Source organism: Streptomyces sp. CA-135486, from assembly GCF_050936555.1.
Lineage (GTDB): Bacteria > Actinomycetota > Actinomycetes > Streptomycetales > Streptomycetaceae > Streptomyces.
Genome location: NZ_JBNJMM010000002.1, coordinates 830878 through 843324, shown reverse-complemented (window position 1 = coordinate 843324; position 12447 = coordinate 830878). Strand labels below are relative to the sequence as shown.

9 protein-coding genes are annotated in these 12447 nt (G+C 69.8%); 6 read left to right on the top strand and 3 right to left on the bottom strand.

Annotation, left to right across the window (positions count from 1 at the left end):
* Positions 1 to 24: 24 nt before the first annotated feature.
* Positions 25 to 495 (bottom strand): 30S ribosomal protein S7, encoded by a 471-nt coding sequence (gene rpsG, locus ACQEVG_RS23125; RefSeq protein WP_006347241.1) that lies wholly within the window; start codon positions 493 to 495, stop codon positions 25 to 27.
* Between the two features lie 2 nt (positions 496 to 497).
* On the bottom strand, positions 498 to 869 hold the full coding sequence (gene rpsL, locus ACQEVG_RS23120; protein WP_003948652.1) for a 30S ribosomal protein S12: 372 nt from the start codon (positions 867 to 869) through the stop codon (positions 498 to 500).
* A 371-nt stretch (positions 870 to 1240) separates the two neighbouring features.
* Between rpsL and ACQEVG_RS23115 the strand changes: the two genes are divergently transcribed.
* From ACQEVG_RS23115 to ACQEVG_RS23090, 6 genes are all read left to right on the top strand, one after another.
* Positions 1241 to 1957 carry a Crp/Fnr family transcriptional regulator gene (locus tag ACQEVG_RS23115; RefSeq protein ID WP_432986996.1) on the top strand — a complete coding sequence of 239 codons (717 nt, stop codon included), beginning with the start codon at positions 1241 to 1243 and terminating at the stop codon, positions 1955 to 1957.
* 192 nt (positions 1958 to 2149) lie between these two features.
* Positions 2150 to 3094, top strand: a complete 945-nt coding sequence (locus tag ACQEVG_RS23110; protein ID WP_432986994.1) for a hypothetical protein — start codon at positions 2150 to 2152, stop codon at positions 3092 to 3094.
* A complete protein-coding gene (locus ACQEVG_RS23105) occupies positions 3091 to 5256 on the top strand; it encodes a hypothetical protein (RefSeq protein ID WP_432986991.1) in 2166 nt (721 codons plus the stop codon). Before ACQEVG_RS23110 ends, ACQEVG_RS23105 begins: the two co-directional genes overlap by 4 nt.
* A 61-nt stretch (positions 5257 to 5317) precedes the next feature.
* Positions 5318 to 6619 (top strand): PE-PGRS family protein, encoded by a 1302-nt coding sequence (locus tag ACQEVG_RS23100; RefSeq protein ID WP_432986989.1) that lies wholly within the window; start codon positions 5318 to 5320, stop codon positions 6617 to 6619.
* Positions 6616 to 7125, top strand: coding sequence for a Pycsar system effector family protein (locus tag ACQEVG_RS23095; protein WP_432986987.1), 510 nt, complete (start codon positions 6616 to 6618; stop codon positions 7123 to 7125). The genes ACQEVG_RS23100 and ACQEVG_RS23095 overlap by 4 nt, the downstream gene beginning before the upstream one ends.
* 27 nt (positions 7126 to 7152) lie before the next feature.
* Positions 7153 to 8430, top strand: a complete 1278-nt coding sequence (locus tag ACQEVG_RS23090) for a M48 family metalloprotease (protein WP_432986985.1) — start codon at positions 7153 to 7155, stop codon at positions 8428 to 8430.
* Positions 8431 to 8509: 79 nt separating this feature from the next.
* On the opposite strand, the gene ACQEVG_RS23085 is transcribed toward ACQEVG_RS23090, so the two are convergent.
* Complete coding sequence (locus tag ACQEVG_RS23085; protein WP_432986983.1) at positions 8510 to 12421, bottom strand: DNA-directed RNA polymerase subunit beta'; 3912 nt, start codon at positions 12419 to 12421, stop codon at positions 8510 to 8512.
* Positions 12422 to 12447 lie beyond the last annotated feature (26 nt).

The following is a 12447-nucleotide window of genomic DNA, read 5'->3' as shown; positions in this document are numbered from 1 at the left end:
TCTCGGTCTCGATGTGGGTAGCGACTACCAGCGGTAGTGCGCGAAGGCCTTGTTGGACTCGGCCATCTTGTGCGTGTCCTCACGCTTCTTGACCGAAGCGCCGAGGCCGTTGGAGGCGTCGAGCAGTTCGTTCATGAGGCGCTCGGTCATGGTCTTCTCGCGGCGGGCGCGGGAGTAACCCACGACCCAGCGCAGCGCGAGGGTGGAGGCGCGACCGGGCTTGACCTCGATCGGCACCTGGTAGGTGGCGCCACCGACACGGCGGGACTTGACCTCGAGAGACGGCTTGACGTTCTCGAGAGCGCGCTTCAGCGTGATGACCGGGTCGGCGCCGGTCTTCTCGCGGAGGCCTTCCATGGCGCCGTAGACGATCCGCTCGGCAGTGGAACGCTTGCCGTTGAGCAGGATCTTGTTGATCAGCGACGTGACAAGAGGAGAACCGTAGACCGGGTCGATGATGACCGGGCGCTTCGGGGCGGGGCCCTTACGAGGCATTCTTACTTCTCCTTCTTGGCGCCGTAGCGGCTGCGGGCCTGCTTGCGGTTCTTGACGCCCTGGGTGTCCAGGGAACCGCGGATGATCTTGTAACGAACACCCGGCAGGTCCTTCACACGGCCACCACGCACGAGCACGATGGAGTGCTCCTGCAGGTTGTGTCCCTCACCCGGGATGTAGGCCGTGACTTCGATGCCAGAGGTCAGACGCACACGCGCGACCTTACGCAGCGCCGAGTTCGGCTTCTTCGGGGTGGTCGTGAACACACGCGTGCAGACGCCGCGACGCTGAGGGGAACCCTCGAGTGCGGGCGTCTTGTTCTTCTCGACCTTGTCCTGCCGGCCCTTGCGGACCAGCTGCTGGATCGTAGGCACTACTTCTCCGGTTTCTGTGTGCCGTTCGTGAAGCTAACCTGGAACGTCGCCGACCCACGCGGTCGGGTGTGTCGAATACTGCAGGCTCCTGCCGCGAGGCAAAGAGAGCGCAGATTACGATGGCCGATTCTTCAGGCTCGCCATGCGGTTGAGGACACGCACACGAGCCCAGGCACACCCCAGGCACAAGGTCTGAGCGTACCTACCTCATGGACTTCGGTCAAAACAAATGCAAGGGGGCCGCGACACGCCGGGCGGCCCGCCCCGGATACCGCACCACCGTGGCGCGATGGATCCATTGGCGCATTCGCGCCCACGAGACCCCATGCCTTCAGTACCTTGACCGGTCTGCTGTGACTACCGGGGGAGCCATGACGGCGGTGAACTTACCCGACGACGGGGGTCTGGACGACCGCGTGCCCTTCCTGGCGCGCCTCGAGACCGAGGACCGGCAGACGCTGCTGGCACTCGGCCGTGAGCTGGGCTTCGCGCCCCGTGTCGTCCTGCTGCATCAGCACGAACCCTCCTCCCACGTCCTCTTTCTCACCCAGGGCTGGACCAAGGTGACCGCCGCTGCCGCCAACGGCTACGAGGCGCTGCTCGCACTGCGCGGCCCCGGCGACGTCATCGGGGAGTCCGCCGCGCTGACGCGTCGGCCGCGCTCGGCGACGGTGACCGCGCTGGAACCCGTACGGGCGGTGGCGGTGGAGCACGAGCGGTTCAAGGAGTTCCTCGGCCGCTCCCCCGATGTCTCCTTCGCCCTCCTCGGGCTCACCTCCGACCGGACCCGTGCCGCCGACCGGCGCCGTCTGCAGTTCGCCTCGATGAGCGTGCGCGAGCGCTTCGCCGCGCTGCTGCTGGATCTGGCCCGTACGCATGGACGACGTACGAACGCGGGAATCGAACTGGCCGTACCGCTGAGCAAACAGGAGCTCGCCGGGTCGGTGGGAGCCTCCCGCGAGATGGTTCAGCGGCTGCTCAAGGAGCTGCGGACGCGCGAGGCGGTGGCCACCGGGCGGCGCGCGCTGCTGATCACGCGCCCGGATGTGCTGCGCCGGACAGCCCGCGCGGAACAACACGATCCCTGACCGCGTCGGCCGCCACGCCGCCCACCCGCCTGCTCTGCGGCCCGGCACCCTCACTCACGGTGCCCGCATGCATCCCAGGAGCGACTCTGTGCACACGGTCACACTCCGAGTGCGTCATCGTTCCTCACCGCCGACGGCAGCGGACCTGCACTCTTACTGCCACCCCGTGCGGCACCCCATCGAAAGGTGACCATGACCGATCCCGTGAGCCGGACGATCCTCCTGCTCGACATCGAGAAGTACAGCGACCGGGACGATGTCGAGCAGGCCTACCTGCGGCGCATGCTGTACGGCATCACCGACAGCGCGCTGGAGGCGGCAGGCGTCGACGAGACCCTTCGGCTGCGCGCCGACCGCGGCGACAGTGTGATGGAGCTGATCGACGCCAACGCCTCGGTGACCGCGCTGCTTCGCGCGCTCCTGTTCGAGGTGCCGGCCCAGTTGCGCGCGGTGAACCGGATGGCGTCCAGCTCCGCGCAGATCCGGCTGCGCGGAGTCGTCGCGACCGGGTACGTCGCGGTCGACGGGCACGACGGATGGGTCGGCTCCGACCTCAACCACGCCTGCAGGCTCCTCGACGCGGAACTGCTGCGTGCGGCGCTGCGTGAGCGCACCGACGACTTCGCTCTGTGCGTCTCTCAGAGCGTGCACGACGGGATCGTGCTGCACAGCCATCCGGGCATCCCGGCCGAGGACTTCCACGCCATCACCGTCAGCAGCAAGAACGGCCCGCTCAAGGCATGGCTGCACGGGCCGGTGCCGAACGAGGGCGGGAGCCCGGAAAAGGACCAGGGGGATCCGGGGGCGGGGGGCGGCCCGGTGCCCGAGCAGGAGGGGGGCTCCGGCATCGGGCCGAAACAGGGCACGGGCCCGGGACCGCAGCAGGGCACGGACCCGGGACCGCAGCAGGGCACGGGCCCGGGACCGCAGCAGGGCACGGCTCCCGGGTCCGCGGTCTTCAACTTCAACGGCGGCGCCCCCGGCTTCGGCGGCTCGCTGGTCGGCGGCGACCAGCACGGGGTGTCCGGTGGGCAGGTCACGGGCGATGTGCACCTCGGGGGCTCGGGCCCGGGCTCCGCGTCCGGGTCGGGCCCGGTCTCCGGCTCTCGCCGTCCGGAACAGGGTGAGCCCGCATGAACGTACCCCCACAGGCCGACCGCGCCGCCGGCGCCGTACCACCTGCTCAGCAGCAGTCGCCGTCCCCGGACCCCGGCCCGTCGACGACGGAGGCGACGGAGGCGACCGAGCCCGAGGAGCAGTCACAGGAGGCACGGGCCGCGCAGCGTGAACTCTTCGCGCACGCACCGGGATTCATCCTCGGTTCGGCCGCGGCCTTCGGCGGCTCGCTGGTCGGCGGTGCCCAGCACGGGGTGTCCGGCGGACAGGTCACCGGTGACGTCTTCATGGGCGGCAAGACCGAGATCCACCATTACGGTGCGGCGGCCGGGCCCGCGTACGCCTCCGGAAAGATCCCGCGGGTGCGGCTCGACCAACTCGCCGGCGTCTTCGTGGAGACCCCGGCCTTCACGGCTGCCCTCCAACGGCTGTGCGACGAGCGGGTCCTGGTGCTGTCGGGCGCCCACGCGACCGGGCGCAGCGCGGCCGCGCTGATGCTGCTGCACCGCCTGGGCGTCCCCGCCGTACGCGCTCTCCAGCCCGAGACCAGCCCGGCGGCGCTGGCCGCACAGCTCGCGCGGCCGGGCGGCCACGTCCTGCACGACATGCCCCTGAGCCGCAACAAACCGTTGCGCGACACCCATCTGCACTCCGCCCGCGACCAGCTCAAGGCGTCCGACGGCTATCTGGTCATCACCGTCGAGAATTCGCCCTATCTGCTGGGGGTCACGCCTGCGCCGTGGGAGCCGCCGGAGGCCGAGGCCGTTCTGCGCGCGCATGTGGCGGCGCTGCGCGCGGAGGACGACATCGAGTCGCTGCTCGCGCTCGCCCCCGTACGGGACTTCCTGGCGCACGGCCACCACCGGCCGGCTGAGGCCGCCGACTTCGCCGAAGGGCTCGCCGCGTACGACGGGAGCGAGGAGGCGCTCGGGCGACTCGCGGGGTTCGGTCTCGCCGCGGTCCAGAAACAGTGCCGCACATGGCTGAGCGACCCTGCGCTCGGGCTGCGGGACAAGGCCTTTCTGATCTCGCTCGCGGTGTTCGACCAGGCGCCCTATGCGCTCGCCGCCGAGCTCGCCGACAAGCTCTTCGTCCACTTCCAGCGGCTCCAGCACCCCGAACAGCCGCCGGAGATACCCGTGTTCGGTCCCGCGGTCACCGACCGGCTGGGCCTCGCGCGGGCCGGCGGCGAGCTGCGGCACGAGACGACCGAATGGGGTCCGGTCCCCCAGTACATGGCGCAGTTCAGTGAAGAGCGCACCCCGCGCGCCCTGCTCACCGAGGTGTGGACGGGCCACCCCTCGGCCCGGCCCGCCCTGGTCGACTGGCTCAAGCAGCTGGCCCGCGACGGCCGCCCGCTCGTACGGACCCGGGCAGCCGCCGCCACCGCGCTGCTGGCCGCCGCCGATCTGCCCTCGACGATGGCGCTGCTGCTCGACGGCTGGGCGCTCTCGCGTTCCTTCGGACCCCGGGTGACCGCCGCGAACACCCTCACGCTCGCCCAGCTTCTCGACGCCCCGGTGATCCTGCGGCTGCTCTCACAGTGGTGCACCGACCCGCACTGGGCCCGCCGCTGGACCGCGATCCGTGCCTTCGCGCTGCTTGCGCCGCTGCGGCCCGATCTGGCCGGGCGCGCCCTGGACGCGCTCGCGGCCCGGGCCCGGGCCGACGACAGCAGCGAGGCGGAACGCCACAACCTCGTCGAGTCCACGGCTCTGCTCCTGTCCGCGGGCAGCCGCAGGGAGATGCTTTCCGAGCTGGTGCGGCTGCTCTGCCTGGACACGCCGGCGGTCCGCGCACTCGCCCTCGCCGCGTTCGTGCGCGCCTGCGACAACGCCGAGGAGCACGGGCTCGTCGAGTGGTACACGGAGTACGGCATGCACGACGCGGAATCCGCCCGCGATCTCGCCACGCTCTGGCGCACCGCTCTGGGCGACCGCACCCACACCAGGCAGGCGATGGAAGCGCTGCGGACCTGGCTGTACGTCGCTGAGCGGCGGGCCGACACGGCGCAGGCCCTGGAACTGCTGCTGCCCGCGCTGGTCAGCACGTCCGCCGACCGCGACCGGCTGAGCCATCTGCTGGAGACCCTGCGCGCCGTGGACGGCGGCCCGCGGCCCGCGATCGCCGACCGACTGCTGAAGGTGCTCCACCCCGCGCGCCCCCCGGCCCCGTCCCACTGATCTCTGCTGCACCTGCCCGATTTTTGACCTACCCGCCCCTGAACCGTCGAGGAGTTGACCCATGGCGGACTTCCGCCGTCAGCCGGAGTGGCAGCAACAGGCCGACCGGCACAGTACGTTGATCGACCCGGTGCTCACCGTGCGGCCGATCTCGCGGTTCGACTACACGGCCCGCAGGCCCGTCACCGCGATCGACCACGCACTGGTCTTCGCCACCGCCAAGGGGACGTACGACGTCTTCGTCCCACCGCACCGGCCGAGCCGCGCGGACGCCGCGGCCCGGCGCTACGCCTCCGTGTACGAGGTGGACATGGGCACCCACCCCGTGCAGCTGGAGCTGCAACTGCCCAGTGACGACGACGCGTTCTCCTTCGGGGTCACTGCCGATCTGACCTGGCGCGTCTCGGACCCGATCGCCTATGTGGCGGGCGGCGAACGCGACGTACCCACGCGGCTGACCCGCGAGCTGAACCAGTTGGCGCGGCCGGTCAGCCGCCGCTTCTCCATCGAGGACAGCCCGGCGGCCGAGGCCGCGGTGCAGCAGGCGGTCGAGAGCGGGGGCTTCGCGGCGGGCATCGGACTCGACGTGACCTGCGTGGTGCGGCTCCGGCTCGACGACGAGGCGATCGCGCACCGGCGGCGACAGCGGAATCTGCGGTACGAGAACGAGATGCTCGAGCCCGAGCACCAGTTCCGGCTGCGGATGGCACACCAGCAGCACGAGCTGGAGCTGCTGCGCCAGCGGCAGTCGCACGAGCTGGTGGCGCAGAAGATCGCGTTCTACCAGTACCACCTGCAGCACGGCGGGGTCGGAGTGTGGGCACTGCATCTGGCTCAGCACCCCGAGGACACCCAGCTGGTCATGAACAGCATCAGACAGGACCAACTGGCGCTGATCAAAAGCCAGTTGGAGCTGATCGGCAGGGACGCCCTGGAGGACTACCAGAAGGCCGAGTCGGCGAAGCACGCCCTGCGCGCGGTCAACGACCTCATCCGTCAGCACGGGCTCACCTCGCCGATGCCACCGCCCCCGGACGAAGAGCAGGGCGCGCTGTCGGCCGGATCCGTCCCGCAGCAGCAGCCGTACGGCGATCAGGCGCCGCAGCAGCCCTACGTGGGGCAGGCCCCCGGAGCCGTACCGCAGCCGCCCTACGAAGGGCAGGCGCCGCAGCAGCCCTACGCGGGGCAGGCCCCCGGAGCCGTACCGCAGCCGCCCTACGAAGGGCAGGCGCCGCAGCAGCCGTACGCGGGGCAGGCGTCTGATGCCACATCCCCGCGGCCGTACGGCGCCCCACACTCCTACACCCCGCCGCCGCCCTACACGCCGCCTCCGCAGAACGCCCCGGATTCAGGCTCCTCATGACGGCACCGGACACCGCTGACGGCACCAGAACCGCCGAGCGGCTGCTCACCGAGCTGCGGGCCGAGATCGCCCGGGCCGACAGCAAGGCCTCCGTACTGGTCGCGGCGCTGGGCATGACCGGGGGTGTGTTCAGCGCACTGCTCGCCGGGCGCCACTGGGCGCCCGGCCCGCTCTCCCTGTGGGGCACGGCCGCCTGGTGGCTGGGGGCGTCGACGCTCGCTCTCTCCCTCTTCGCGCTGCTGCTGGCCGTGCTGCCCCGCTACCGCCGTGGCACCTGGGCGCCCGGACAGCCGCTCTCCTATTTCGGCGACATCCAACAGGCGGCACGGCAGGGCCAGTTGGCGGCCGCACTCGCCGAGACCGAACGCGATCCCGTCGCCGGCCTGGCGGCGGCCCTCACCGAAACCAGCCGCATCGCCGCCCGCAAGCACCAGTGGATCCGCACGGGGCTGATCGCGTTCTGCGTCGGCACGGTGCTGCTCCCCGCATCCCTGCTGATCGGCTGACGTCCCCAACGACGCGAAGGAAGTCCCATGTCCCAGCCACCGGGCCCCACCTATCCGGCGCCCCAGTACCCGGGCGGCAACACCGCGCCTCCGCAGCACCCGAGCGCCGCGCCGTCCCCGGCCCCGCAGTACCCGGGCGCCCCGTCCCCGGCCCCGCAGTACCCGGAGGCCACCGAGCCCCCGCAATACCCCGCGCCCACACCGCCGGCCCCGCAGGCGGCCGCCCAGCCTCCCCAGTACCCGACCGCCGCGCCTCCCCCGGCCCCGCAGTACCCGCAGTACCCGCAGGGAGCAACCCCGTACCCGCACCCCGCGTCGGCCGCGACTCCACCCCCGCAGCAGCCCGCCGCCGACGACCTCGATTACCGTCACCGCGGCTCCCGCGTCCACGTGGCAGCCCACCAGCGCGGCGCCGACGCCACCGCCATCGGGCGGCTGGCGATCCACGTACCGGGCTTCCTGGTGAGCCTCGCCGTGGTCGCCGCGATCGCGCAGGGGCTGTTCGGCACGGTCGGCGGCTGGCTCGTCGTGCTCGCCTGGCTGGCCTCCGGCGCCCTGGTCTTCCACCGCCCCACCGAGCTGGCCTACGCCCGAAGCGTGCTCAAGCTGCGGCCCCCGCTCGCGCAGGAACGGGCCAGGCTGGAGCCGGTCTGGCGCGAGGTCACCGCCCGGGCGGGCGTGGAGAGGGACACGTACGAACTGATGGTGGAGAACAGCACCGAGCTCAATGCCATGGCCGCCGCCGGGCACGTCGTCGGGGTCACGACGTACTCGCTCAACCGGCTGTCCAGCAGCAACCTGGCCGCCGTACTCGCCCATGAACTCGGCCACCACACGGGCGGCCACGCCTGGGCGGGCCTGCTCGGCTACTGGTACTCGCTGCCCGGGCGCATGGCCTGGTCCCTGGCCCGGGGATTCGCCCGGATCGCGCTCTTCATCGCCAGGCGGCTTTCCTTGGTCGCGTACGGCTTTCTCATCCTCTTCTTCGGGATGTTCGTGATAGCGGGTCTGCTCGGCGCCTGGTACATCACGATCCCCTTGGTCATCGCCCCGTATCTGCTCGCCTACGTGGGCCGGCAGGCCGAACTCCGCGCCGACCAGCAGGCCGCGGCCCTCGGCTTCGCGCCCGAGGTGGCCCAGGTGCTGCACCGGCTCCAGGCCGAGGAGGACGCGGACAAGGTCCGCGCGGCCGGGGCCGGCCAGAAGCTCAACGAGCCGGGCACGCTGGCCAGGCTGCTCGACACCCACCCCGACCACGCCACCCGGCTGCGCGCCCTGGCGCGGTACCACCAGCCCGGCCGCTGAGGCCCACAAACGCCAGACCCACAAACGCCGAAGGGCGGCCACCCCGTGTGGGGTGACCGCCCTTCGTCAGACCTACGCCTTACTGGTTGTACGGACCGTAGTCGTAGTCCTCCAGCGGAACGGCCTGGCCGGAGCCGGTGCCGAACGGCGAGTAGTCGATGTCGTCGTAGCCGACGGCCGAGTACATCGCGGCCTTGGCCTCCTCGGTGGGCTCCACCCGGATGTTGCGGTAGCGGGACAGACCCGTACCGGCCGGGATGAGCTTACCGATGATGACGTTCTCCTTGAGGCCGATCAGGGAGTCCGACTTGGCGTTGATCGCCGCGTCGGTCAGGACCCTGGTCGTCTCCTGGAAGGACGCCGCCGACAGCCACGACTCGGTGGCCAGCGAGGCCTTGGTGATACCCATCAGCTGCGGACGGCCGGAGGCGGGGTGACCGCCCTCGGTGACCACACGACGGTTCTCGGTCTCGAACTTCGAGCGCTCGACAAGCTCGCCCGGCAGCAGCTCTGCGTCGCCGGACTCGATGATCGTCACCCGGCGCAGCATCTGCCGGATGATGATCTCGATGTGCTTGTCGTGGATCGACACACCCTGCGAGTTGTAGACCTTCTGGACCTCGCCGACCAGGTGGACCTGGACCGCGCGCTGACCGAGGATCCGCAGCACGTCGTGCGGGTTGGTGGCACCCACGGTGAGCTTCTGGCCCACCTCGACGTGGTCGCCCTCACCCACCAGCAGACGGGCACGCTTCGAGATCGGGAACGCGGTCTCGTCGCTGCCGTCGTCGGGGGTGACGACGATCTTCTTGGTCTTCTCGGTCTCCTCGATACGGATGCGGCCGGCCGCCTCCGAGATCGGGGCGACACCCTTGGGCGTACGAGCCTCGAAGAGCTCGACGACACGGGGCAGACCCTGGGTGATGTCGTCACCGGCCACACCACCGGTGTGGAAGGTACGCATCGTCAGCTGGGTACCGGGCTCACCGATGGACTGGGCGGCGATGATGCCGACCGCCTCACCGATGTCGACCAGCTTGCCGGTGGCCAGCGAACGGCCGTAGCAGAAGGCACAGGTGCCGACCGCCGACTCACAGGTCAGCACCGAGCGGGTCTTGACCTCCTCGACACCGGCGCCCACCAGGGCGTCGATGAGCACGTCACCCAGGTCGACATTGGCCGGCGCGATGACCTTGCCGTCGACGACGACGTCCTCGGCGAGCATCCGCGCGTACACGGAGGTCTCGACGTCCTCGGTCTTGCGCAGCGTGCCGTCGGCGCCGCGCTCCGCGATCTTGAGCTTCAGACCGCGGTCGGTGCCACAGTCCTCCTCGCGGATGATGACGTCCTGCGAGACGTCCACCAGACGACGGGTCAGGTAACCCGAGTCGGCGGTACGCAGAGCGGTGTCCGCGAGACCCTTACGGGCACCGTGCGTGGAGATGAAGTACTCCAGCACGGACAGACCCTCACGGAACGACGCCTTGATGGGCCGCGGGATCGTCTCGTTCTTGGCGTTGGACACCAGACCACGCATACCGGCGATCTGACGCATCTGCATCATGTTTCCGCGAGCACCCGAGTTGACCATCATGAAGATGGGGTTGGTCTTCGGGAAGTTCGCGTTCATCGCCTCGGCAACCTCGTTGGTCGCCTTGGTCCAGATGGTGATGAGCTCCTGCGTGCGCTCCTGCTTGGTGATCAGACCGCGCTCGTACTGCTTCTGGACCTTCTCGTCCTGCGCCTCGTAGCCGCGGACGATCTCCTTCTTCGCCTCGGGAACGACGACGTCGGAGATGGCGACCGTGACACCGGAACGGGTGGCCCAGTAGAAGCCCGCCGCCTTCAGGTTGTCGAGCGTCGCCGCCACGATGACCTTGGGGTAGCGCTCGGCGAGGTCGTTGACGATCTCGGAGAGCTGCTTCTTGCCGACCGAGTAGTCGACGAAGGGGTAGTCCTCGGGCAGCAGCTCGTTGAAGAGCGCGCGGCCCAGAGTCGTACGCAGCCGGAAGCTGTCACCCTGCTGCCACTCGCCGGCGGCGATGTCCGCGCCCTCTTCCGAGGCCGGCGGGGTCCAGCCACGCGGCGGGATCGTGCCGACCGGGAAGCGGATGTCGACCTTCGCCTGGAGCGAGAGCTCCCGGGCGTCGAAGGCCATGATCGCCTCGGCGGTGGAGTTGAACGCACGGCCCTCGCCGCGCACCTCGCGCTCCTCCTCGTCCGTGGTGAGGAAGAAGAGGCCCAGCACCATGTCCTGGGTCGGCATGGTGACCGGACGGCCGTCGGCCGGCTTGAGGATGTTGTTCGAGGACAGCATCAGGATGCGGGCCTCGGCCTGTGCCTCCGCGGACAGCGGCAGGTGCACGGCCATCTGGTCACCGTCGAAGTCCGCGTTGAACGCGGTACAGACGAGCGGGTGGATCTGGATGGCCTTGCCCTCGACCAGCTGCGGCTCGAAGGCCTGGATGCCGAGGCGGTGCAGGGTGGGCGCACGGTTCAGCAGCACCGGGTGCTCGGCGATGACCTCTTCGAGGACGTCGTACACCACGGTGCGGCCGCGCTCCACCATGCGCTTGGCCGACTTGATGTTCTGCGCGTGGTTCAGGTCGACCAGGCGCTTCATCACGAACGGCTTGAAGAGCTCCAGCGCCATGGCCTTGGGCAGACCGCACTGGTGCAGCTTCAGCTGCGGGCCGACGACGATGACGGAACGCGCCGAGTAGTCGACTCGCTTGCCGAGCAGGTTCTGACGGAAACGACCCTGCTTGCCCTTGAGCATGTCGCTCAGGGACTTCAGCGGGCGGTTACCGGGACCGGTCACCGGGCGACCACGGCGGCCGTTGTCGAACAGCGCGTCGACGGCCTCCTGCAGCATCCGCTTCTCGTTGTTCACGATGATCTCGGGGGCACCGAGGTCAAGGAGACGCTTGAGGCGGTTGTTGCGGTTGATCACACGGCGGTACAGGTCGTTCAGGTCGGAGGTCGCGAAGCGGCCACCGTCCAGCTGCACCATCGGACGCAGGTCCGGCGGGATGACCGGCACGCAGTCCAGCACCATGCCCTTGGGGCTGTTGCTGGTCTGCAGGAACGCGGAGACGACCTTGAGGCGCTTGAGCGCACGGGTCTTCTTCTGGCCCTTGCCGGTACGGATGATCTCGCGGAGACGCTCGGCCTCCTCCTCGAGGTCGAAGGACTCCAGGCGCTTCTGCAGCGCCGCGGCACCCATCGAGCCGTCGAAGTACGTGCCGAAGCGGTCACGCAGCTCGCGGTAGAGCAGCTCGTCACCCTCGAGGTCCTGGACCTTGAGGTTCTTGAAGCGGTTCCACACCTCGTCGAGACGGTCGATCTCGCGCTGCGCACGGTCGCGCAGCTGCTTCATCTCACGCTCGGCGCCCTCGCGCACCTTGCGGCGCACATCGGCCTTGGCACCCTCGGCCTCGAGCTCGGCCAGGTCGGTCTCGAGCTTCTTGGCGCGGGCCTCGAGGTCGGCGTCGCGGCGGTTCTCGACCTGCTGGCGCTCGACGGAGACATGCGCCTCCAGCGAGGGCAGGTCGCGCGTGCGGCGCTCCTCGTCCACGAACGTGATCATGTACGCGGCGAAGTAGATGACCTTCTCGAGGTCCTTCGGCGCGAGGTCGAGCAGGTAGCCGAGGCGCGACGGGACGCCCTTGAAGTACCAGATGTGGGTGACGGGCGCGGCCAGCTCAATGTGGCCCATCCGCTCACGGCGCACCTTGGCGCGAGTGACCTCGACGCCACAGCGCTCACAGATGATGCCCTTGAAGCGGACACGCTTGTACTTGCCGCAGTAGCACTCCCAGTCCCGGGTCGGACCGAAGATCTTCTCGCAGAAGAGTCCGTCCTTCTCGGGCTTGAGCGTGCGGTAGTTGATGGTCTCCGGCTTCTTGACCTCGCCGTGCGACCACTGTCGGATGTCGTCCGCGGTGGCCAGGCCGATCCGCAGCTCGTCGAAGAAGTTGACGTCGAGCACTTGTCGTCAATCCCTCTTTCGGGGTC